Genomic DNA, 21,834 nt, shown 5'->3' on the forward strand with positions numbered 1-21,834 from the left:
ATGAAATATTTTTTACTCGCTTTGCTAGTGGTACTTGTAAAAAGTACCACATCAACGCCTTATGCCGCTTAATATCAACAGTAGTAAAACTAGAAAAAAGCTTTGATAATTGCAGAGTTGTAAACGATAATAGCTGCTTAAATGAATACTCACTTGCAGCAAAGAGTTGCATATAGGTAAAGTTGTTTAGGCTAAAGGATTCTTACTTTATGTTTTTTAGTGTTTTATTTATGGAGTTAAAACTAAATCTCCTCTTCATGCATTACTGATGGATTCGATTCAGGTTTTTTGTAATGTAAAATACTAACTGACTATAATTTCCAAATTTATCTGGCGATAGAATAAACGAGTTTTTATCCACTAAAACAAATTCACTGAGATGATACCCATCACTTATTTGACCCGCTTTTCCTTGTAAGAAGGTCTTATGTCGGTTAATTCTAACAATTTCGTGATACTTTACAATTTTTTTTCTCAGCCCTAAGAAATACTGAATTTCTATGCTATCATTTCGGGCGATTATTTTTGTGATTTTTAAAAAGTCGAAGGTTCCAGCGAGTACAAATAAAAGAATCACACCAATAAAAAATTGCGCTGTTTTTTCTTTGTAGGGATAGTAGTTTCCATTGCAGAATTTAAGGCATATCGCTATACAAAAAATAGCAGCTAAATAGCCGAAAATTAGTTTTACAAGATATAGATTTCTAAATTTAGAGGTTATCGTTTCCATCGTATTTGTTCGTGATTTACTGTATACATCCACTCTTTTATAGAGTAAATAAAGATAAGATTTTAATTGTGAATCATACGTTTTATTTTAGCCTACCTTTTTACATTTTCTCAAGCTAAGACCTGAATGAATGAACGCCTCGAATTAGTTTTATGATTAAATGGATCGTAAAAAAAATATAAATGTCTTGTACATCGAGTATCTTAGTCTGCTTAATTCCCTAGTGAAGATACAATCATGTCAAATGCTAGAACAACAGCGCATTCATTCTACCATATAATATAGCAGTTGCAGTGAAAATCAAAGAAGATCTGCAAGACCCGATCGCGCGGATTTGTAATCCGTGCGCTAAATTGAACGAATTTAAACCTGATTGTGTGGACTTGTAGCCTGTGTGTATAAATAAAGGCACGGATTGCAAATCCGCGCCATCGAGTTTGTACTCATAGCTTTAGTTAAAACCCAATCGCGCGGATTTGTAATCCGTGCGCTAAATTGAGCGAAGTTAAACCTGATTGTGTGGACTTGTAGCCTGTATGTATAAATAAAGGCACGGATTGCAAATCCGCGCATCGAGTTTGCACTCATAGCTTTAGTTAAATTGAACGAATTTAAACCTGATTGTGTGGACTTGTAGCCTGTGTATATGAATAAAGGCACGGATTGCAAATCCGCGCCATCGAGTACAACAAATGTTGATTGACAGATTGGTAAAGTGTGAGATTATAGGTAGATAGTAAAGGGATTGTAAGAGGTAAGATTGGTAAAAAGGCCTAAAACCCTTGTTGGTATTAACGATCCCCTTACAAACCCTTTACATGCTCTCTATTGCTGTTTTTTAAAAAGCTTAAATTCAGGGTTTTATGATTTTACAATTCGGAAAAGAAAGGAAAAAAACTCTTTTTTTATCCTTTTAGTGGAAGAGAGCGGAAGGGGGGATTGTCCTTGTTTCGCTGCTTTTTTAGTTTTGTATCGAGAGCCATAGTAAAGCTAGCTACTAGGTGCGACTCATAAAAAAGTACAAATCATGTAAAAGGCAAAATTATGGGAAAAATGAATAATGGATTAACAGGAGGTTTTAGCGGTAAAGTAGGAACACTTGTGGGATCAAACGTAAAGGGGCAAAGTATCATTCGCAATGCACCTAAAAAAAGTAGTAAAAAACCAACAGCTGGACAGCTGAGTCACCGCCAAAAATTTAAATTAGTGTCCAATTTTTTACGACCATTAAACGGTTTAATTAAACGCTATTTTGGTTCGGCTCAAGAATTAAAGTCTAATGTAAATGTAGCTTTAGGGTATCACCTTCAAGAAGCAGTAAATCAAGTAGAAGAAGGGTTTGTTGTAAATTTGAGTAAGGTTGTAATAAGCAAGGGAATTTTGCAAACGATCTTTGTGGATACTGTAACGATTGTAAACAAAGAGCTTACCATAACTTGGAGTGCAAATTTAGTTTTTGGTTCTGTAAATAAAGCAGATGTACTTACGGTGGTCATCTATCAAAAGGCAACGCAATCTATGTTTATTTTGGAGCAGGTAGCAGCACGTGGTGCGGGTGAATGTAAGGTTCAACTTCCGGCTAGTTTTGAAGATACGGGCTACGGTATTTGGGTTTTCTTGACTGATGTTGACCGGGTAGAATGTAGTACAAGTGTGTTTTTAGGAGAATTTTAATACAAACAAGGCATCGCATCTAGTTTCCCTTTCTATTGGAGGAAATAGCAGGCGATGCTTTTTTTAAGCCCTAAAAGTGTAAAGCTACTTTTACTGTTTTACCAATAGGGATATAAACTGTATTCATAGTATAAAATATAGTGAGACTAGGTTGAAAAAGTGACCGAAAAGCTAATCGCAAGTTAGATTTTGAGGCACTCGAAATTGAGATTCAATTCAAAACGACTTGCTCTTGTGGCGGGTTAAAAAACTACTAGGAAGCCGTTCGTTTTTGTTTTCTATTTCTTTTTGAAGGAAAAATCAGCTAAAGAATAGCGGGTAATTGACCATTTGCCCGTGCGGCTATTGCTTTTAATTCTGGACGTTGACGATAAGATAGGTTAATGTATTTATTGGTTGTTACTGAATAGTATGGCTTGATTCTATGGTTGTTTGAAAATTGTGATATTTGTATGTTTTTGTAAAAAAAATTGATATTATTTTTTAAATTTATAGAATAATAGTATATTTAAGATATTATTAATCATTTAATTTATGTTAATTATGAGAAAATTTATGTTTTTAATGTTTGTTTCTGCTTTATCACTGAGTTGTTCAAACGATGATAGCAAAAAAGAATCTTTTTCAAAAGATATATTAGAAGTCAATGAATCTGCTGGTAAAATGCATAATGATTTAGTAGAAATTCTTGAAAAAGAGGAACAAGAAGGTCGTTTAGTAATTGATCCGTCTACTAAAGAACTAACACCACAAATGATTGAAATTATTGATAACTACTTCCTTAGTAAAGGAGCGAATTCGAATTCATTTTCGGATGTATTAGTTAAAGTATCAGGGGTAAAAGAAAATATAAATACTTTAATTCGAATGACTGATGAAAATCAAGATTTAAATGTGTTTTTATCAGGGTATAATCATGCACTTGTTCCTGAAAGTGTCAAAGGTTATTCTTTAAGAATTTTAGATGCAACTCTTCTGAATGAAGGAACTGAGGAGCTTTCTACTTCTTTAAAGCTTATAGCCACTGAAATAAGTAGAAATGAAAGAATAATTCCTTTTTATAGAGAACAGCTACTTCATTCTGTTTCTATTGCTATGCATTCAAATGATTATTGGCATTCAGATGAGTTGCGAATTAGTAAAATTCGTTATGCTCATATAGCTGGAGCTGATACTGCAGGAGCCTTATTAATGATTCAAAGTGGAGCTGTTGCCGCAGGTGCTGCCTTTGGTGGATGGGGGGGTTTAGCTGTACTGGTTGGTGGTGCAGCTGTGAGTTCGTTTTTAGCATCTCGTTAAATTTTATTGTATGAAGACACTATATATCAAACTTTTATTTCCAAAAAACTGGTATCATTCAAGGTTTCTAAAGGTCTATTGTGAAAATAACCTTGTGACAACTTTAATGCATGGTGACTCTCAACAAATACAAGTAAACGATTCTACAACATCAATACATTGGAAACTTGATTATTTTAAAAATTCAATTTCTATACCAGATCATGAAAAAGAAGTCTATATCGTCTTATTTATGGATATAGGAAAAGGAATCATTCAGCCTTATTTAAAAACGTTGAAAGTTAACTGTATTCAAGGAAAAATTGTATCACAAACTGAATTTGAAAATACAACTAGTAGCTCCATTTATTTCAATAATCAAAACTGGATAAATAAAACTAGTTTAGATCAACCAACAGTAGCTCTTGGTTTAATGATCGGTATTATTAGTCTGGTCTATTCTATTTACAGTGAAACAGAATGGAGAGAACTCTTATTTTTATTAGGTGGAGGGACAATTTTATCTTTGCTCACAATTATCTTAGAAAAAAAGAAAATTGTATTAGGAGATTATAACGCTCGGATGTGGGCATCTATTGGTATTTTTATTTTTATTCTTCTGATGATTCCTTCTAGAGATTATGTTGTACAAATACTCATTTTTATTTTGACTATTGGGTTCACCATTCGTTTTATAAGCCATATGCAAAAACTAAAACAAAATATTTTAAAAGAATAAGAGATTATTTAAAAGCCTTAAAAATTAAACCCTGTCTTTTTAGACGGGGTTTTTTCAATTATTTATTTTAATCAAATGACCTTTTGCCCATTGAACTCTTGGTTTTAATTCTCGACATTTAACAAAGCAATAAAAATAAAACCAACACAACTGCTTCGTTCCTTTTAGTTGTAAATTAGCGTCCAAAGACGGTGTGCATTCCCACTGAAAAAGATAAAATACAGCAATAAAAAAATCAACTAATTTTAGCACCTAGTTATGAATTTATTATTCTCATACGGAACGTTACAGCAAGAAAACGTTCAATTGGAAACTTTCGGTAGAATCTTACAAGGGGAGAAAGATGTACTACTCGGGTATAAAGTAGACTACATCGAGATTTTTGATGCGGAAGTGTTACGAAAATCAGGGCAACAGTTTCATCCGATTCTTTCGCCTAGTGAAGACCCGAACGATAGGGTGGAAGGTGTACTTCTAGCCCTTACCGATGACGAATTGAAAGAAGCGGATGCTTACGAAGTGGATAGCTATACACGGATCAAAACATCGTTTTTATCAGGGAAAGAAGGGTTTATCTACATCGAAAAATAAGGATATTGGTAGGAAGGCGCTAGTTAACCACACTCTGGACAAATACCCGAAACAGTAAAATTAACGGCTTTTACTTTATAGTTTTTAGGTAAAGTAAAAGAAGGCTCGATGTCCGTCATACACGTCGTATTTTGACAACGCTCACAAGTGAAGTGAATGTGGTTGTGGTGGTGTTTTTCAATGGTGCACTGCTGGCAAATGGCGTATTTTATTACACCTTCTACCGTTGCTATTTTGTGAATAGCTCCTTCTTCTGTTAAGCGATCCAATACGCGATAAATCGTCACTCGGTCACAGAGTCCTTGCAGTGTGTCTAGTATTTCAGCAGGGGATAGGGCAACTTCAGCTTGTTCTAATAATTTGAATATTTCTGTTTTGGCTTGTGTATTTCTCGTTTGTTTCATGGATAAAAATAATAATGCAACAGTGTTGCAATTACAAATATAAGTAGTATTATTGCAACTTAGTTGCGTTAATAAAAAAAGACCATGATACATAAAAAGCAATACGATGTAATTATTGTTGGTGGAAGTTATGCAGGACTTTCGGCGGCAATGGCCTTAGGGCGTTTGACAAAATCTGTTTTAATCCTCGACAGTGGATTGCCTTGTAATAGACAAACCCCGCACTCACATAACTTTCTCACCCAAGATGGGCAAACGCCTTTTGAAATATCAACAAAAGCAAAAGATCAAGTTTTAGCTTATAAGACTGTAGCATTTTACCAAGGCTTAGCAGTATCAGGTAAAGAGGTAACAACTGGCTTTGAAATTAAAACAGATTCAAATGATGTTTTTAAAAGTAAGAAGTTAATCTTTGCTACAGGAGTTAAAGATATTATGCCTGATATTAAGGGTATAGCGGCTTGTTGGGGCATATCGGTTATTCATTGTCCATTCTGTCATGGTTATGAGTATAAAGGCCAAAAAACGGCTATTTTGGCAAATTCAGATAAGGCCGTTCACCTCGCTGCCTTGGTTCGTAATCTGAGTAAGGATATTGTTATTTTAACGAATGGGAAGGCTGATTTTACGTCGGAACAACAACGGAAATTAGCGCAAAATAAGATTGAGGTGATCGAAAGATCAATTAAAGCAATCAAGCAGGAGCAAGGGAATATAGAAGCTGTGGTATTTCAAGAGGGAGAAGCATTAGCGGTACAAGCGATGTATGCCGCTGTAGCCTTTGAGCAGTCTTGTTCGATTCCGATGGAGTTAGGTTGTGCGTTAACCGAAACGGGATACCTCCAAGTGGATGCTTTTCAAAAGACAACGGTTCCAGGTATTTACGCCTGTGGCGATAATACCAATATGTTTCGATCGGTATCGGCTGCAGTAGCCACTGGAGCTATGGCAGGAGCTATGGTGGTCAAAGAACTGACAGAGGAATGCTTTTAAAAAATAAAAACCGCAACAATTACGTCGCGGTTTTTTTATTCCTCCTGTTTTATTATTTCAATTGAACTAGGAGGTATACTATAGTGTGTATTATTGTAGTAAATTTCTTTGATTACAAAATCGTTATTCGGAGCATCCGCGATTACTTTAATTGTATCATAGGCATCGCTGTCATATTTAAATTTGTAATAAGACGTCACGGTATTGCCTTCCTTTAGATAAGTATACCCCATACCTAATTTCACTCCAATCGCTCGTCCTGATGGGTTGCGGATAACGGCTAAAACTAAAGCTGTTCCCTCTATATCTGCAATGCGATTTCCTTTGAAATCGAGTAAAGGTTCTCCTTGTTCATTCGTTACAATTAAGCTCAATTGATCTTCTTTATAAATGGATTTTTCAAAAAGATTTTCTCCCTTTTCATTTAACAGAATAAAATTAGGACTCCAAAATACAGTTCGATTTTCCCATTTTTCATCGTCCTTGTCGTGTTGGCAAGCCGTTAGTGTAAACAAGCTGCATAGTAGAAAAAGTATATAACGCATAGTATCTTGGTTTTTAATCGGTTGCTACATTTGTTTTTGCTACATTTTTTCTGCTACTTCAATCACAAAGTAAAAAACACCTGTAGCTGTCTGTTGATTTTTTACCTTGTAGTGCTCTGATACACTTGTAAGGGAAAGATCATCAATATAATAATAGGTACCCTGACACTCCACTTGTGTTTTCTTTTTGGTATAATCCAGTACCAAGATATCCTCTTTGTTATAGGCAATTTCAATGGTATTTACAGGAATATTTTTTTTGATGTGAAGGGAAAAACCAACAAAAGATGAAGCCGTTTGATATTCCAGTTGTTCACTTTGGTCTTTACTTGTGAAGGTCACTTGTTTGGTATCCAATGAAACATCATTTCCTTTTGGGTCTACGAAGTGCAAAGAGATGGTTTCATAGGGTGGAACAGAATTCGCTAACCCTGAACAATCGTCAGATTTACAGTTGGTTAAAAATAGTAGCGTTAGAAAGGAAAATACCAATGCATTATTTCTAAGGATAGTGTTAGTCATAGTTGAGTCTGTTATTTGTTCATAAAAGTAGCATTAATTTTTAAGTTCTTGTCGTTTCTTGCCTGCTACAAGCAAGACGCTACACAATATACTGATACTAAGGTAAGAGTATTTTTGTGTGTAATTGTAGTTCGTATTGTACTAATTCTACATAAGGACTACATAAAGACGTTTTTTATTGATTGGCCTTGATTTTAAAAGGATTTTTTACCTCCTCATTTTTTTGCATCCCCAAAGAAAATACTACCTTCGAACCTTGATTAGCAAGGTACATATGGACATCATACAATCGAAATACAGTTTTAAATTTTTCTTTCTTTATCCGCTATTCTTTATCTTGAATACGGTATTTCTGTGTGGATTGGTGTATCTGCTCTTTATGAAGGAAGGTATTGTGTTCAAAGGCTATTTTGACCAAGTCGTATTCGATCGAATGGCTCTTGTGTTTCTTCTCCTTTTGTTTGGGTGTACCCAGTATTATTTGATTTCCAATTGCAAAAGCCTTGCAATTTCGGATCGAGAAATAAAAATCACTCCTTTGTTTGGTCCACCCTGGCATATGACGAAGGAGGAGGTCTATATTCAAGAAGGACGAGAGAACATTCAACACAATCCTCAAACGCGAATCTTTATAGTGATCCATAAACAAACCCAAAGACAGCATAAGTTTCGCGAATTTGAATACCGAAACTACAATCAACTACGTTCTTTTTTGCAAGCTCAAACCTATGATTTTGAGCTGGAGCAAGGAGTATGAATCGAGTATAAAAGAGAATCAACTATAACATCACCTGATGCAAACGAAAACAGACGAACCAAATTACAGCCAACTATCAAAGGCTGAATTAGAAGCTGAAGAAAAAAAACTTCGAGAGGAATTGAGAAAACTACCCCGTAAAAAATGGCCAAGCCTACGTTCTATCGTGGTTGGGCTTATCTTTGTTTTTGGAAGCCCTTATTTTCCATTGAAAGGAGGCGCCTTAATAGAAAGGCAGAGCTATGCGGAAGCGGTATGGCCCATGGGGATTCTATTTTTATTTCTCCTTCCCATCTCGTATTATTGGAATATTAAACAAGTGAATGACGATATGATGGCAATTGAACACAAACTGATCCGATTGAAATACAGGAGTAAAGAAATCGAAGCGCAACATACTCAAGAAGCATAAATTACGATATTAAAGCAAACAAAGGCCTTAGCACGATGGAGTGTAAGGCCTTTTCTTTTTATTGTTGCAAGGAAGTAGCGTTGGAAGTTGGTGAGCGGTTAATCGGTGGTAATCACCAAGCGTTGTCCATTAGCTAGCGGTTTGTCCCAGATGGTGCTAATCTGCTGCCAAGAATGCGAAACCGTATCGAGGTGTAATTGTCCTTTTACGGCTAATTCAAAGGCTTCTGGTAGCAAGACCTGAAAGAAGTGCTCGGTTTCTTGGGGTGTCCAACTGCCAATTCCCGATCCCAATAGCATCAAATCTGTGCCACGTAAAATAGAGGAAGACAATTGAAGCAGATCGCCCGACATAGCGCCTACATTGACAAAACGCGTAGGGTGTTGGTAGTGTCCTTTTCCTTTTAGTGCGGATAGAATAGCAGCAGCACTGTTTCCCCAGAGGTAATCAATCACCACATCTAGGGGTGTTTCTCGGTGCACGCGGTGAAAGGCGTGGATTAAGGCCTCTTGATCTTCCTGAAGTGCGATAACCTCATCGGCGCCGAGTGTTTTTAACTGGTCTAAGGTAGGCGTATGTCGTCCGGTTACAATAACCTTGGATGCACCGTAATGCTTGGCCATTTGAACAGCAACTTGCCCCGTTACACCGGTGGCTCCATTAATGAGTACCACTTCTCCTGGTTTGAACTTGGCTCGCAACAGCAACGCCATAACAGACCCCATCAAGGCATTGGGTAGGGCAGCAGCTAAAGCCAGATCTATACCCGTAGGAAGTGGAACGAGTTGGGATTGATTGACAACCGCATATTCACTCAACATACCCTGTAATCCAAAACCATAGGCTAGGGTTCCATCTTCAAGTGCGCCAACTCCATCGGTTCCAATGACAAAAGGAGCAAAGGGCTTACTGCTCACTGAATAGTGCTGACTACTCGCGATGGCTCGATCTAAATTTTTAATGGATACGGCTTTCACCTGCAAGAGTACCCCTTGTGGGGTAGTTGTGTTTACGGATTGAAAATCAGTGGTGTAAATGGGTGTTTGTCCTTTTTCTTTGACGATAACGGCTTTCATATCTTTCTTTTTTTAGTTGAGGTAAAAGTAGGATAGTCGTTAGGGTGTGGGCGATAACATTTGTTATTAAATCAGCCTTTGACTAATTTGCTTTTTAGGCGACTCAGATGTACCTTGGACACGCCAATATAGGAAGCAATATAATGCTGTGGGATACGTTGAATCAGCGCGGGGCGAGTCTCATAAAGTTCAAGATAGCGCTGTTCGGGGGTAGATTGTACAAAAGAGAGGCTGCGATTGACATAGTCAAAGGTGCGTTGAAAGAGGACATCGATAAATAAATCTCGGTACGCGGGTTGAGCTAAGGATTCCTCGAGTAAGGGTTGAATGTCTTCTTTATGGGCAACCCAAACCTGTGTGGGTTCGATGGTTTCTAAGGTAAATTTACTCGGTATGCCCTTCCAAAAGCTCTCGATTGAAGACACTAGGCTGTTTTCTAAAAAGAATTGAAAGGTAATTTCTTGCCCATCTTTGTTCAGCCATACGCGCATACAGCCTTTCTCAATCCAAAAGACCTTTGTTGCCACTTCTCCCTCTTGTAAAAGTATGGTCTTAGCTGGATAAGAAGCGGGCGTAAAATAGGGTTTATACTGGCTGATAAATTCTTGGCTGATGCGAGCATCTCGATCTACTTTCTCAAACATAGGTTACTTTTTTGCTGTTGGATTAGCAAGGACTAAAATAGGGCAAAAACACGAGGTTTTGGATCGAAAAGCGTTAAAAATAAATGAAAGTTGTGCAAATTTGCTTATTTTTTATTGTCAATTCAATTCAATTGATGAAATTTGAATAAATCTCTTAGGTATGATAGACAATCAAATTAATGCAGATGAGTTTGTTTCCAAGTTCATGGACATGAGTAGGAACCATTTGACCTATATTCATACCCCGATTAAAATTTTTGCCTTAAAGGATATTGCCCCTTACCTTAAAATTCCAATTCCTCCTATTTTTTTTGGATACAATATGTTGATTCACCTGACCAAAGGGTATTTTACCCAACGCATTGATTCCACTATTTTTAAGGTAGAAGCCCCTGCTGTATTGCTGTGTAATTATGGCTATATCTCGGCGATTGAATCGGTAGACAAGTCTGCAGAAGGCTATTGTGTGTTGATTAAAGAACACGCTATGACCTCCATGTTTCGAGAAACGCAAATTTTAAATATTTTTACCATCTCTCCATTGCTCAATCTCAATGCACAGAACAGTGCTGCTTTGAGCAGTTTACTCGATTTGTTGTATAGTGAAATTCACAGTAAAACTCCTTATAAAGAACTGTACGAGAGTCTATTTAAAACTATTGCCTTGATGGTAATTAAATTGTCAGATTCCACCCGATCAATCGAGCGAAAACAAGAGATAGCCATCGCCTTTAAGCAACTTGTTCACTTGCATTTTAATAAACATAAGACGGTTGATTTTTATGCGGATCAGCTTAACGTATCGATTAACTACTTAAATCGCTGCGTTTCTGCGGTATATCAAAAATCATCCAAACAGCTTATTCTAGAAGTTGCTATTATTCACAGCCAACTTTTACTGCTAGAAACAAATAAGAGTATTGCGACCATTGCCTATGAACTCGACTTTGTCGATCCGTCTTATTTCGCGCGTCTTTTTAAAAAAAATGTGGGTATTACTCCTTCAGAGTACAGAAAAATGTAGCGGCTTTTGTGTTTTAATCATGCACGTTTTGTCCTATATTTAATCGAAACTATCATATTTGTTTCGTATTCAGCTTCTTATATTTGTTCAACTAGGGTTTGATTGTGATATTCTCTTGGGAGAAACAAATGGTTTATTGTTTTTTTATTTCCCAAAGGAAGTCATAGTCAAGCAAGTAAATATTTTTAATTGAAAAGGAGTATAGACATGAATGCAGTAATAGAACAGGTTGATTTTAGTATTTACATCGCAGAATTTAAGAAGCGATTAAAATATTTATTTCGCGAAAAGTACAACTATAATGATATGGGGTTGAACCGTGATTTCCCTGCTGAATTAGTAGAAGAGATTATGGATGAAAAGCCTTTGTCTGTGGCTATCCCAACGATGTTTGGCGGAAGAGGAGTAAAAGTAAAGGAATGCCTACAGATACTTTCGGCTGCTTCGTATGAATCGTTGCCCCTTTCGTTGATGTTTGGTATCAACATTGCACTTTTTTTGGAACCGTTGGCTAAGTATGGGCAACCAGCAGTGCAGCAACGTGTTTTTCAACAGTTTATGGAAAATAAAGCCATGGGAGGCTTGATGATTACGGAAAAAGCACATGGAAGCGATGCCTTGAATATGAAGACGGAATTTCATCAGAAAGACGGAATGTTTCACATTAAAGGACAAAAACACTGGCAAGGATTAAGTGGTGCCGCTGATTTTTGGTTGGTAACCGCGAGAGAAAGCAAAGCCAATGGAGAGCTATCTCGTGATATTGACTTTTTTGTTTCTGAAAACAACAGAGCCGATCAACATATTCCCATGACGCATCGCTATAATAATTTAGGATTATACGCCATTCCGTATGGCATCAACGAAATTGATATTGCGATTCCTGCAGAACAGAAATTGGTAACGGAAAGTACGGGAATTAAATTAATGCTCGATACGCTGCATCGCAGTCGATTGCAATTTCCAGGCATGGGCTTGGGCTTTATCCAACGCTTGTTAGACGAATCGTTGGCACATTGCCAAGAAAGACGAGTAGGTGGGGTTCCTTTATTGAGTATTGATTCAGTTAAGAATCAAATTGCGAAAATTCAAGCGGCGTATACGCTGTGTTCGGGTATGTGTATTTTTAGTGTAGAAACGAGTGGGATTGAGCACGACTTGGCAACAATGAGTATTGAGGCAAATGTGTTGAAGGCGGTAGTGACGGATTTGATGCAAGAATCGGCTCAAATTAGCTTGCAATTAGCAGGAGCCAACGGCTATCGATTGGACCATATTGCAGGGCGTTCGCTAGTAGATTGTAGACCCTTCCAAATTTTTGAAGGATCCAATGAAATGCTGTACACACAAATCGCAGAAGGAATACTGAAGTTGATGCGAAAAGAAAAAGAAACAAATCTATATCGTTTCTTGCAAGGCTATGAGCGTACCCATATGAGTGTAGAAGTATTTCGTACTTATTTCGATTTTACTGTAGATAATACAATCAAACAACGCAGTATGTTGTTAATTGGTCGAATGCTATCTCGCGTGATTGCGTTCCAGTTTGTGCAGGAAATGGAAGATTTTAATCCGCAATTAGTCGAAATTACCCGTCAACAGGTACAGGCAGATATGGCTGCCTTTTACGGTCAGTTTAGTGCGCAAAATGATGTAGATCCCATTGTGGATTATCAAGCAAATTCAGATTGGACTCGTTTTTAAAGGAGACCTTCAATAGATAAAAAAAGTCTAGTAGTTATACTGGACTTTTTTTTGTGGTTTATTTTTGGTGTTTGTTGAGGGTTTGTTGAGGGTTTGTTGAGGGTTTGTTGAGGTTTGGTGAGATTTGGTGAGATTTGGTGAGATTTGGTGAGATTTGGTGAGATTTGGTGAGATTTGGTGAGATTTGGTGAGATTTGGTGAGATTTGGTGAGGGTTTTTGGCAAATGATAAAGTGATCAAAATTGTTAACCGTTAAACCTAAACTGTAAAAAAAAAGCAAAGAACAACCAACAAAAAACTGATGTGTCCATAGTGAGTCCTCACCCAACCTCACTAACCCCACCCAATCCTCACCCAATCCTCACCAACCTCACCAACCTCACCCAACCCTCACCCAACCCTCACCCAATCCTCACCCAATCCTCACCCAATCCTCACCAACCCCACCCAATCCTCACCAATCTCACCCAACCTCACCAATCCTCACCAATCCCACCCAATCCTCACCCAATCCTCACCAACCCCACCCAATCCTCACCAATCTAACCCAACCTCACCCAACCTCACCAATCCCACCCAACCTCACCCAATCCTCACCCAATCCTCACCAACCCCACCCAATCCTCACCAACCTAACCTAACCTCACCAATCCCACCCAACCTCACCCATCTCACCAAACCTCAACAAATCCTCACCAACCTCACCCAATCCCCAAAAAACCATAATAATTCCCTAACAATTCAATAACCTTAAATTCTAGGTGTAAAATCAATTATTTCACTCCTTTACTAAACCAAACTACTGATTTGTTTTGAGTGAACAAGAACTAAATAAACACCGATGTATTCAGTATATCGCTAGAGAATATACAGAAGAAGAACGCATTACTTTTGAAATAGATTTGCTTTTTGACGAAGAGTTGAAAAGTACCTATGATGCGTATCGTTTGTTGTGGAAAGCGTATCCTACGAATCGTGAGATTTGGCAACAAGCCCAAGAAAACTCTTACAAACAACGCAAGAACCAGACCCAATATACCACCCGATATTTACAACTCGCTTGTACGATACTAGTATTAATCAGCAGTTTTATGTTGACCTATGTTTTGTTTTTACCCGATGGCTCAACTATGCCTGTGGAGTATCAGTTGTATACCAATACTGCAGGAGTACGCAAAACAATCACCTTAGCCGATGGCAGTGTGGTTAAGCTCAATGGACAGGCGCGTTTACAATTTGCACAAACAGACACGACGCGTTTAGTTTGGCTTGAAGGAGAGGCCTATTTTGATGTAGTCAAAAAGGTAGATCAGAAATTTTTGGTCAAACACGAAGACTTAGAAGTAGAAGTAGTAGGCACTCAATTCAGTGTCAATACGTTGGGTCAAGAAAAACGTGTCACCTTATTGTCAGGGAAAGTACTAGCTAAATTGAGTACGGGGGAACAGCTTTACCTCAAACCCAATGAGCAATTGTTGTGGAATACGACCTTGGGAGAAGTCAAGCGCTTTAAGGTTGATGCCGCTCAAGAAATGGGGTGGCGTCAAGAACAGTTAATCTTTGACAATATTCCTTTAGCTCAAGCCTTGGTACAAATCAACCAATTTTACGGTGTTTCTTTTGTGATTCAAGATCCTATTTTGGCACAGAAACGCATAACAGGTGTCTTTGATCAAACCACGTTAGAAGAATTCATCCAAGCCTTGGCTTTCGTTGCCAATTGCTCCATCACTTTTACTCATTCCCATTATTTAATCGAACCATATGCCCAAGATTCTCTATCCAAAAAGCAACCCTAAGCCAGAAGATGACCTGGTGTTGTTTCGCCAAATAGCGCAGGGAAATAGACTCGCTTTTGAACAATTTTACGTCAAGTATTACCAGTATTTATGTCGCTTTGCCCTCAGTTATGAAAAAGACCTGTATCTCGTCGAAGAAAAAGTATCCGATGTATTTTACTATATCTGGCAAAACAAAGAAACATTGGGCAGGATTGAAAACCCCAAGGTGTACATTTTCACGATGACCAAGAATATGCTGTTTCAACAAAAGAAAACCACTAGACGAACGCTGTTGGATTTAGAATTTGAAACCGTGGAGCACAAGCATTACGTCTCGACCATTGAAGATGAGATTATTCAATCCGAACAAGAAGCCGATTTGAGACAAGCGCTTTTACAGATTATCGACAAGATTCCACCCAAATCAAGGCGCATCTTTGAGATGAGTCGAGTAGATGGACTCAAATACCAGCAGATTGCTGACATATTAGATTTATCGGTCAAGACCATCGAAAGTCATATGCACATTGCCTTGAAGACGATTTCCCTACTACTAACCCAAACAAATAAAACTAAATAACAACACCATGATGAAAAAAAGCGTTTTACTGGCTAGTTTAACCTTAGCGAGTATAGCAACCCAAGCTTCCCCCTTAACTGTCGTCCCAAACGAGCAGATCCAAGGGCAAGTAAAGAAAACAACGAAACTAAAATTAACCCAAAATCAGGCGACACTTAAGCAAGTATTTGATCAAGTAGAAGCGCAAACGCAGCAACACTTTGTTTATATTACTGCGGATATTCCCGTAGATAAAACCTACGAATTTGACACCGCCTATGAGTCGCTCGAAACCTTGTTAAACCATATCGGAACCAAGGCTAATGTTTCTTTTCAAACGCAAGGCAACCAGATTTTAGTCAAGACGAAGGATCAAGTACAGCAACAGCAAATCTTGACGTTAAAAGGAAAAGTAGTGGATCAAGAGGGACTGCCACTCATTGGTGCGAATGTGCGCGACAAAGACAATGAATTTATTGCGGTCACTGATTTGGACGGGCAATTTACCTTGACCGTTACCAAAGCGCCGATTACCCTTTCCTTTTCGTCTATGGGGTATAAAACAAAAGACTTGAGTTTTGCAAAAAACAACCAAAATATCCTAGTCAAGTTAGAAGAAGACAACCAAATGTTGAGTGAGATTGTCGTGACGGGACAAGGAGCAGATGTACAGAAAAAGCGATTAGCTAATAACGTCACCGTAATTAAGGCGAGCGAACTAGAAAAGATTCCCGCACAACGTGTGGATCAATTATTAGCCACAAAATTGCCCAATGCACAGATTAACCTAACGGGCGGACAAGCGGGGTCTACATCTTTGATTCGCTCCCGTGGGGTAAACTCGGCCTTTTTGAGTAGTACACCCATTATTTACATTGATGGGGTACGTTTGGACAACAACAATACCCGTGCTTCACTAGGTGGAAGTGCACAAGGAGCATCCATGAGTTCGATTGCTGATATTCCGATGGACAATATTGAAAAGATTGAGTTTATCAACGGAGGAGCAGCCACTACCATGTATGGATCGGATGCAGCCAATGGGGTAATCCAGATCTTTACCAAGAAGAGAGGAATGCCTGGAACGTATGTCAATTTATATACCGAAATGGGAGTAGAAACCCCAACCACAGATTTCTTATACTTTGACCGCACCAAAGACTTACTATTTGAAAATGGGTTTTATCAGAAATATCGCTTAAACCTCAATGGTGAATCAGATAGTGGATTTGGGTACAACTTCTCTACGAGTTACCAAAACTCCTCAGGGGTCCAAATTTATAAGCAAAATGCCAATCAAAAGTTTGATTTAAGTTCTGGTTTTCACGCCAAACTGTCTGAAAACGTGACTTATGAAAGTTCCTTCCTCTATGTACACAATGCCTACAAGCGCAATAGAAATGGAAATCAAGGAGGCTATACGGGCTTGTGGTTCGCCGAAGATGGCGCTTCTAAAGTAACGGGACCTGGATTCAAAAATCGCCTAGATGAATTGACTGACGCAGAATTTGAAACGATGAAGGAGTTTGTCCATAACGCTGAACGATTACAAGACAACAACATTGTTGTGAATCGATTTACTACCTCTCAACAGTTTAAGTATAACCCGTTGGAAAATCTATCGTTTAAATTGGTCGGAGGGTTGGATTACCGCATTCAAGATCAGGAGAACATAGAAACGAATGAGTACTTAACAGCAACCAAAGGACAGCTGATTAAAGATCAGGGGAGTATTCAAAAAATACAGCGCAAGTATTTGGGATTGACGGTGGAGTTCAATGGACAACACAGTATGAATATCGATGATTTCTCCTTCATTACTACTGTTGGAGGGCAATTGTTCCGCAATTCAGATAACCAAACCCTGATAGAAGGACGCAATATTCGAGATGGTGCGTATTCTATTTCAGAAGCCGCTATTCGCACTAGTGATGAATACATCAGTGAAGTGCTGAACTACGGGTTTTATCTATCTGAAAATGTAGGATATAAAGACAAATTATTCTTGGATTTAGGGGTACGTGGAGATCGCAACCCGTCTTTTGGTAAGAATATTGGCGTACAATACTATCCAAAAGTAGGAGTGTCGTATATGCTGTCACAAGAAGGTTGGTTTGCCAATAAAACAGTTAATGCTTTGCGATTACGCGGAAGTTATGGGGTAGCGGGAAATTTACCTCCAGCTTATGCCAATGAAAAAACGGTGGCTTTTGATGGATACTTGGGCGAGCAAGCCACACGTTTCAGTCAACCTGGAAATGATGATTTGCGCCCGGAGAAAACACATACGTGGGAATCAGGTATTGATGCTTCTTTTTGGAATAATCGCTTAACGCTTTCTGTGGGGTACTACTACTCTAAAACAAAAGATGCCTTATTCTATGTGCCACCAGCACCGTCAAGTGGTTATACTAAGAGTCAATTGTACAACATAGGGGAAATTGAAAACAAAGGATTTGAGATGAACTTTGCCTTGGAAGTGGTACAAGCTCAGGATTGGAATGTTACCCTTACTGGATCAGTTAATACTTTGAAAAATAAAGTGTTAAGTACTGGTGGAGCCCCTGCTTTTAATATCAATGGATTCAGTTCTAGAACGTTACAAACGGTAGTAGAAGAAGGAAGATCTGTGGGGTTTATCCGTGGTAACTACGGAGTCATCGGTGAGGATGGTACCTTACAAGAGACGATTCCACAGGCGTATTTGGGTAATACAATTCCCGAAGTATTTGGAAATATTGGATTGAATTTGCGCTATAAAAATTGGAGTTTATTTGCCAATGCCAATTACCAAACAGGAGGGTATGCGGCCAATTGGGATGCCCAGTTTAGATATAATTATGGGGCTTCTGATGATTTTGTACCTCAAGAAGAAATCGAGAAAAACGGACGAACAAATTGGCTAAACTTGACCAATCGCTTCGTGGAAAAAACCGATTACCTGAAAATTAGAACAATCGGATTGTCTTACTATTTACGACCGTCAAATCCGAGCCTGTACCAATCGATTACGTTTGGATTTACCGTAGCCAATCCTTTCAATTTTACCGCTTCTTCTTTTGATCCGGAAGCCACGATTAGTGGAGCTGCTCAAGGACAAGGAGGAGCTTCTACAGGAGGAATTGCCTATGCAACGTACTCTGCACCTAGACAATTTTTAGGATCTATTAAAATTAATTTCTAATCGACTATCATGAAAAAAATAAGTATTGCTTTAAGTCTCGTTTTTACCTTAGCCTTAACGACGGTGAGCTGTGTGGATAATCCCTACGTAACCGAAGACAACTATTTAAATAAACCCAATGCTGGGCATAGCTGGATAATTGGACTGCAAAAACAATTAGCATTAACCACGAATATTATTGTGATTAATGCAGAAATTACCTCCGATAATTACTTCAATAATTACACCCAATATTCCAAAGTATTTGATCAACCACAGATTGATTATTTTGATCCAGATGTCAATAACCTACAAGCAAGTATTCAAGCCCTGCGCGAAATGGCAACCTATGGATTAGAAGTGGTACTGCCGAAAGATCCAACGCTGACAGAAACGGATATTGCTTTCCTCAATTTTTGTAAAGGATATGCGAATTTAGTAGGCGGAGAGTTATTTCTAGGTTTACCTGAATCGAATTTAGGAAAAGTGATTCCAGCAGAAGAAATGTTGAAAAGAGCAGTGGAAGGCCTTGAAAAAGCGTATGCATTGGAGACCAAAGCGGATAGTAAACATGCCTACGCCTTGTTTATCGCCCGTGCGCATTATCGTTTAGGAAATAAGGTAGAGGCGCAAGACTATGCAACAAAGGCCATTGCTACACCTAATTTGCTGTATAACATTCTGTTTGACGGCAAAAATAGCGTACCCAATGAAATGCAAAATGCCACCTATGACGCTCTGCCGAATCGCTTAGCGCCTTTACCGCGTTTGGATTACCTAGATCCGAAGTTTTTCTCCGTAGGAACACCACAAAACGATCAAAAAGCCTTAGCCTTAGCTAAAGGAGAAGAAGGGTATTTAATACTGGCTGAAATTGCCTTAGCCAATCAGGATATCGCAGGGAGTAAGCACTACCTCAACCAATTGTTGGATGTGGTAGCAGCTAGACCTACAGAATTAGTAGACGATAAAAAAGAAACGAGAAATGGGGGAATCCGTTCGGATTATCCACTGAAAGAAGTCAAGGTGCGTTTTGATGCGAATTCACCTGAAAAAGAAGGTTATGTCCTGGATCGTCAAAAAGGGAAAATACTGGTGAGTAAAGTATCGGGAACCAAAGTTACTAAGGCTGAAATCGAAGGTATTACTACTGCGGATGACTTGTTGTACACCATTTATTTGTTGCGTCAAGAAATCTTTATCAGTGAAGGACGTCGTTTGAGTGATTTGGGGATTAAGTATCCGATTTCGCAAATTGAAGAAGGCAATAATGCGCATGTGACAGCAGCCTATACCAAGGCGTTAATTCCCGATTTTATTCCAGCTAAAGCAGGAATGGACGATTTTACAACCGATGCAGCCACAGGAACCGTAACGATGAAGTACGACATGAATAAGGTGTTGGTAGCGCACAAGAATAGCCCTTATATCATGCCTTTATTTAATTAAGAAAAGAACGATGAAAAAAATAATCCTAGCAGTATGCTTGAGTTTGGTAGGGGGATCTACCAGCTGGGCACAGGAAATTAAACACGTGATTTTGGTGAGTATTGATGGATTTCGTCCAGAATTTTACCAAGAAGCGCAATGGGGTACGCCCAACTTAAAGCAAATGGCCAAAAATGGAGTATCCGCTAATGGGGTACGCACGATTTTTCCTTCGGTAACTTATCCTTCTCATACCACCCTGTCTACAGGTACTTTGCCACATAAACACGGGATACATTACAATACAACCGTAGGAGAAAATGGACAGCCTGGGGAGTGGATTTATGACAGTAAGGATATCCTGGTACCAACCATTTGGGAGAAGGCAAAGGCAAAGGGGTTGACTACAGCCTCGGTATCTTGGCCCATCACCCTACACAATGCCTTTATTGATTACAATATACCCGAAATATGGGATTTTAAACGCCCGATGGATCGTATTACCCCAACAAAGTTATATGCAACCCCTAAAGGCTTGTTTGATGAAATCTTGACGCAAGCCTTGGGGCAAATTCACTACAACCAGTTAAACTTGAGTAGCTTGGCGATGGATGAGAATTTAGGACGCAGTGCCGCTTACCTGATTAAGACCTACAAGCCTCATTTGTTAACGCTTCATTTGCCTAATACGGATGGAGCCCAACATAGCGAAGGAAGAGAAGGAGATGAGGTAGCCCGTGCCATTGCAGGGGCTGATAAAGCCTTGGGCAATATATGGGATGCAGTGAATCAAGCAGGATTAGCCGAGCAAACCCTCTTGATTGTAACAGGGGATCATGGATTTGTATCTACGGATTTTAGTATTGCACCAAATATTTGGTTGAAAGAAGCTGGACTCTTGGATCGAGCCTTTTTCTTTTCCACAGGTGGAAGTACTGTCTTGCAAGTGAAGAATCCCAAGGATCAAAAAATTGTAGCGGAAGTAATCAAGATGATTCGCCAGCTTCCTGAACGCTACCAAGCCATGTTTGAATTGATTGATGAACCTCTGATTCGCGCTAGAGGTGGAGAAACCAAGGCAAAAGTAGCCCTATCAGGCAAATTAGGGTATGCGTTTTCCAATCAAACAACTGGAGCGGTGCTATCACCTGCTAAAGGAGGAAAACACGGCTATTACCCCAATTTCCATGAAATTTACACCGGATTTGTCGCTTATGGCAAAGGAATCAAAGCAGGGCTAGTCATTGATCAACTTAATTTAGAAGATATTCCTGTCATCATTAGTAAGGTACTGAACTTTGACTTGGAAGAAGCAGAAGGGGTTTCCCTGCCGCTATTTGAATCAAAATAGGAAGTGAAGTGATTTTATTTTAACGGAAAAGGAGTGGAGACGTAGTCTTCGCTCTTTTTTTATGCTTTAGCCTAAAGTAATTAAGGCTTGTCTTTAATTTTTTTTCTGTGTTTTAAGCCAAATTCGAGCAATGAGGCTAAAACAGGTTGACTTTCCAATGCATGGGGAGTTAAGCGATAAGATACCGTAATGGGTTTGGTCGGATTGACCGTACGCGTAATCAATAAGTGATCTTCTAAGTCCTGCAATTCTTTCGCCAATACCTTGGGAGATATCGTTGTAGCCTTTTGTTGTAAATCTTTGAATCGAAGGGATTCTGAGGTACTCAAATGATGGAGGAGACAAAATTTCCATTTCCCACGAAACAATTCGATGGCGTCTTGTAAGGCCAATATCTCTTCTTTTGATACGGGAGTGTCTGTTTGCTTTGTCATACTTGTGGTTCCTTTCCTCGAGGTA

The 21,834-nt window shown here is 38.7% G+C and carries 22 protein-coding genes; 15 read left to right on the top strand and 7 right to left on the bottom strand.

What is annotated here, in order from left to right; translation table 11 throughout:
* Window positions 1-262: 262 nt before the first annotated feature.
* Entirely contained in the window at window positions 263-730 is a 468-nt protein-coding gene (locus ACLJX0_RS00860) for a hypothetical protein (protein ID WP_410877737.1), read from the bottom strand.
* A 1,044-nt stretch (window positions 731-1,774) separates the two neighbouring features.
* Between ACLJX0_RS00860 and ACLJX0_RS00865 the strand changes: the two genes are divergently transcribed.
* The 4 genes from ACLJX0_RS00865 to ACLJX0_RS00880 all read left to right on the top strand — a co-directional run bounded on the left by ACLJX0_RS00865 (window position 1,775) and on the right by ACLJX0_RS00880 (window position 5,012).
* Window positions 1,775-2,404, top strand: a complete 630-nt coding sequence (locus tag ACLJX0_RS00865; RefSeq protein WP_410877739.1) for a DUF6266 family protein — start codon at window positions 1,775-1,777, stop codon at window positions 2,402-2,404.
* 543 nt (window positions 2,405-2,947) lie between these two features.
* Window positions 2,948-3,703, top strand: a complete 756-nt coding sequence (locus tag ACLJX0_RS00870) for a hypothetical protein (protein WP_410877741.1) — start codon at window positions 2,948-2,950, stop codon at window positions 3,701-3,703.
* A 10-nt stretch (window positions 3,704-3,713) separates the two neighbouring features.
* Window positions 3,714-4,421 carry a hypothetical protein gene (locus ACLJX0_RS00875; RefSeq protein WP_410877743.1) on the top strand — a complete coding sequence of 236 codons (708 nt, stop codon included), beginning with the start codon at window positions 3,714-3,716 and terminating at the stop codon, window positions 4,419-4,421.
* A 258-nt stretch (window positions 4,422-4,679) separates the two neighbouring features.
* Window positions 4,680-5,012, top strand: coding sequence for a gamma-glutamylcyclotransferase family protein (locus tag ACLJX0_RS00880; protein ID WP_410877745.1), 333 nt, complete (start codon window positions 4,680-4,682; stop codon window positions 5,010-5,012).
* 23 nt (window positions 5,013-5,035) lie between these two features.
* Here the strand turns inward: ACLJX0_RS00880 and ACLJX0_RS00885 are convergent, their stop codons facing one another.
* On the bottom strand, window positions 5,036-5,416 hold the full coding sequence (locus tag ACLJX0_RS00885) for a Fur family transcriptional regulator (RefSeq protein ID WP_410877746.1): 381 nt from the start codon (window positions 5,414-5,416) through the stop codon (window positions 5,036-5,038).
* 84 nt (window positions 5,417-5,500) lie between these two features.
* Here ACLJX0_RS00885 and ACLJX0_RS00890 point away from each other — a divergent pair, with 84 nt between their 5' ends.
* Entirely contained in the window at window positions 5,501-6,409 is a 909-nt protein-coding gene (locus ACLJX0_RS00890) for an NAD(P)/FAD-dependent oxidoreductase (protein ID WP_410877748.1), read from the top strand.
* 35 nt (window positions 6,410-6,444) lie between these two features.
* Here the strand turns inward: ACLJX0_RS00890 and ACLJX0_RS00895 are convergent, their stop codons facing one another.
* The gene (locus tag ACLJX0_RS00895) at window positions 6,445-6,954 is read right to left on the bottom strand and encodes a hypothetical protein (protein WP_410877750.1); all 510 of its coding nucleotides are present in this window, start codon (window positions 6,952-6,954) and stop codon (window positions 6,445-6,447) included.
* 39 nt (window positions 6,955-6,993) lie between these two features.
* Window positions 6,994-7,476 carry a hypothetical protein gene (locus ACLJX0_RS00900; protein ID WP_410877752.1) on the bottom strand — a complete coding sequence of 161 codons (483 nt, stop codon included), beginning with the start codon at window positions 7,474-7,476 and terminating at the stop codon, window positions 6,994-6,996.
* A gap of 274 nt (window positions 7,477-7,750) precedes the next feature.
* On the opposite strand from ACLJX0_RS00900, the gene ACLJX0_RS00905 reads away from it, so the two are divergent.
* Both ACLJX0_RS00905 and ACLJX0_RS00910 read left to right on the top strand, forming a co-directional pair.
* A complete protein-coding gene (locus ACLJX0_RS00905) occupies window positions 7,751-8,233 on the top strand; it encodes a hypothetical protein (protein WP_410877754.1) in 483 nt (160 codons plus the stop codon).
* A 37-nt stretch (window positions 8,234-8,270) separates the two neighbouring features.
* A complete protein-coding gene (locus tag ACLJX0_RS00910) occupies window positions 8,271-8,645 on the top strand; it encodes a hypothetical protein (protein ID WP_410877756.1) in 375 nt (124 codons plus the stop codon).
* 98 nt (window positions 8,646-8,743) lie between these two features.
* On the opposite strand, the gene ACLJX0_RS00915 is transcribed toward ACLJX0_RS00910, so the two are convergent.
* Together ACLJX0_RS00915 and ACLJX0_RS00920 are read right to left on the bottom strand one after the other, a co-directional pair.
* A complete protein-coding gene (locus tag ACLJX0_RS00915) occupies window positions 8,744-9,721 on the bottom strand; it encodes a quinone oxidoreductase family protein (RefSeq protein ID WP_410877758.1) in 978 nt (325 codons plus the stop codon).
* A 71-nt stretch (window positions 9,722-9,792) separates the two neighbouring features.
* Window positions 9,793-10,365 (bottom strand): Crp/Fnr family transcriptional regulator, encoded by a 573-nt coding sequence (locus tag ACLJX0_RS00920; RefSeq protein ID WP_410877760.1) that lies wholly within the window; start codon window positions 10,363-10,365, stop codon window positions 9,793-9,795.
* A 160-nt stretch (window positions 10,366-10,525) separates the two neighbouring features.
* Here ACLJX0_RS00920 and ACLJX0_RS00925 point away from each other — a divergent pair, with 160 nt between their 5' ends.
* From ACLJX0_RS00925 to ACLJX0_RS00960, 8 genes are all read left to right on the top strand, one after another.
* A complete protein-coding gene (locus ACLJX0_RS00925) occupies window positions 10,526-11,389 on the top strand; it encodes a helix-turn-helix domain-containing protein (protein ID WP_410877762.1) in 864 nt (287 codons plus the stop codon).
* Window positions 11,390-11,596: 207 nt separating this feature from the next.
* Window positions 11,597-13,093 (top strand): acyl-CoA dehydrogenase family protein, encoded by a 1,497-nt coding sequence (locus ACLJX0_RS00930; RefSeq protein WP_410877764.1) that lies wholly within the window; start codon window positions 11,597-11,599, stop codon window positions 13,091-13,093.
* A 303-nt stretch (window positions 13,094-13,396) separates the two neighbouring features.
* A complete protein-coding gene (locus ACLJX0_RS00935) occupies window positions 13,397-13,639 on the top strand; it encodes a hypothetical protein (RefSeq protein ID WP_410877766.1) in 243 nt (80 codons plus the stop codon).
* Window positions 13,640-13,905: 266 nt separating this feature from the next.
* Window positions 13,906-14,892, top strand: coding sequence for a FecR family protein (locus ACLJX0_RS00940; RefSeq protein WP_410877767.1), 987 nt, complete (start codon window positions 13,906-13,908; stop codon window positions 14,890-14,892).
* A complete protein-coding gene (locus ACLJX0_RS00945) occupies window positions 14,858-15,454 on the top strand; it encodes an RNA polymerase sigma factor (RefSeq protein ID WP_410877768.1) in 597 nt (198 codons plus the stop codon). Before ACLJX0_RS00940 ends, ACLJX0_RS00945 begins: the two co-directional genes overlap by 35 nt.
* 7 nt (window positions 15,455-15,461) lie before the next feature.
* The gene (locus tag ACLJX0_RS00950) at window positions 15,462-18,617 is read left to right on the top strand and encodes a TonB-dependent receptor domain-containing protein (RefSeq protein ID WP_410877769.1); all 3,156 of its coding nucleotides are present in this window, start codon (window positions 15,462-15,464) and stop codon (window positions 18,615-18,617) included.
* 9 nt (window positions 18,618-18,626) lie between these two features.
* On the top strand, window positions 18,627-20,045 hold the full coding sequence (locus ACLJX0_RS00955) for a tetratricopeptide repeat protein (protein WP_410877770.1): 1,419 nt from the start codon (window positions 18,627-18,629) through the stop codon (window positions 20,043-20,045).
* A gap of 10 nt (window positions 20,046-20,055) precedes the next feature.
* The gene (locus ACLJX0_RS00960; protein ID WP_410877771.1) at window positions 20,056-21,375 is read left to right on the top strand and encodes an alkaline phosphatase family protein; all 1,320 of its coding nucleotides are present in this window, start codon (window positions 20,056-20,058) and stop codon (window positions 21,373-21,375) included.
* Between the two features lie 80 nt (window positions 21,376-21,455).
* Here the strand turns inward: ACLJX0_RS00960 and ACLJX0_RS00965 are convergent, their stop codons facing one another.
* Window positions 21,456-21,809, bottom strand: coding sequence for a winged helix-turn-helix transcriptional regulator (locus ACLJX0_RS00965; protein ID WP_410877772.1), 354 nt, complete (start codon window positions 21,807-21,809; stop codon window positions 21,456-21,458).
* Window positions 21,810-21,834: the final 25 nt, after the last annotated feature.

It is taken from the genome of Myroides sp. DW712 (genome assembly GCF_046557355.1).
Lineage (GTDB): Bacteria > Bacteroidota > Bacteroidia > Flavobacteriales > Flavobacteriaceae > Flavobacterium.

Excerpts from the sequence above, each read along its gene's own strand:
- ACLJX0_RS00860 (WP_410877737.1), bottom strand. The coding sequence starts at position 730 with ATGGAAACGATAACCTCTAAATTTAGAAATCTATATCTTGTAAAACTA.
- ACLJX0_RS00865 (WP_410877739.1), top strand. The coding sequence starts at position 1,775 with ATGGGAAAAATGAATAATGGATTAACAGGAGGTTTTAGCGGTAAAGTA.
- ACLJX0_RS00870 (WP_410877741.1), top strand. The coding sequence starts at position 2,948 with ATGAGAAAATTTATGTTTTTAATGTTTGTTTCTGCTTTATCACTGAGT.
- ACLJX0_RS00875 (WP_410877743.1), top strand. The coding sequence starts at position 3,714 with ATGAAGACACTATATATCAAACTTTTATTTCCAAAAAACTGGTATCAT.
- ACLJX0_RS00880 (WP_410877745.1), top strand. The coding sequence starts at position 4,680 with ATGAATTTATTATTCTCATACGGAACGTTACAGCAAGAAAACGTTCAA.
- ACLJX0_RS00885 (WP_410877746.1), bottom strand. The coding sequence starts at position 5,416 with ATGAAACAAACGAGAAATACACAAGCCAAAACAGAAATATTCAAATTA.
- ACLJX0_RS00890 (WP_410877748.1), top strand. The coding sequence starts at position 5,501 with ATGATACATAAAAAGCAATACGATGTAATTATTGTTGGTGGAAGTTAT.
- ACLJX0_RS00895 (WP_410877750.1), bottom strand. The coding sequence starts at position 6,954 with ATGCGTTATATACTTTTTCTACTATGCAGCTTGTTTACACTAACGGCT.
- ACLJX0_RS00900 (WP_410877752.1), bottom strand. The coding sequence starts at position 7,476 with ATGACTAACACTATCCTTAGAAATAATGCATTGGTATTTTCCTTTCTA.
- ACLJX0_RS00905 (WP_410877754.1), top strand. The coding sequence starts at position 7,751 with ATGGACATCATACAATCGAAATACAGTTTTAAATTTTTCTTTCTTTAT.
- ACLJX0_RS00910 (WP_410877756.1), top strand. The coding sequence starts at position 8,271 with ATGCAAACGAAAACAGACGAACCAAATTACAGCCAACTATCAAAGGCT.
- ACLJX0_RS00915 (WP_410877758.1), bottom strand. The coding sequence starts at position 9,721 with ATGAAAGCCGTTATCGTCAAAGAAAAAGGACAAACACCCATTTACACC.
- ACLJX0_RS00920 (WP_410877760.1), bottom strand. The coding sequence starts at position 10,365 with ATGTTTGAGAAAGTAGATCGAGATGCTCGCATCAGCCAAGAATTTATC.
- ACLJX0_RS00925 (WP_410877762.1), top strand. The coding sequence starts at position 10,526 with ATGATAGACAATCAAATTAATGCAGATGAGTTTGTTTCCAAGTTCATG.
- ACLJX0_RS00930 (WP_410877764.1), top strand. The coding sequence starts at position 11,597 with ATGAATGCAGTAATAGAACAGGTTGATTTTAGTATTTACATCGCAGAA.
- ACLJX0_RS00945 (WP_410877768.1), top strand. The coding sequence starts at position 14,858 with ATGCCCAAGATTCTCTATCCAAAAAGCAACCCTAAGCCAGAAGATGAC.
- ACLJX0_RS00950 (WP_410877769.1), top strand. The coding sequence starts at position 15,462 with ATGATGAAAAAAAGCGTTTTACTGGCTAGTTTAACCTTAGCGAGTATA.
- ACLJX0_RS00955 (WP_410877770.1), top strand. The coding sequence starts at position 18,627 with ATGAAAAAAATAAGTATTGCTTTAAGTCTCGTTTTTACCTTAGCCTTA.
- ACLJX0_RS00960 (WP_410877771.1), top strand. The coding sequence starts at position 20,056 with ATGAAAAAAATAATCCTAGCAGTATGCTTGAGTTTGGTAGGGGGATCT.
- ACLJX0_RS00965 (WP_410877772.1), bottom strand. The coding sequence starts at position 21,809 with ATGACAAAGCAAACAGACACTCCCGTATCAAAAGAAGAGATATTGGCC.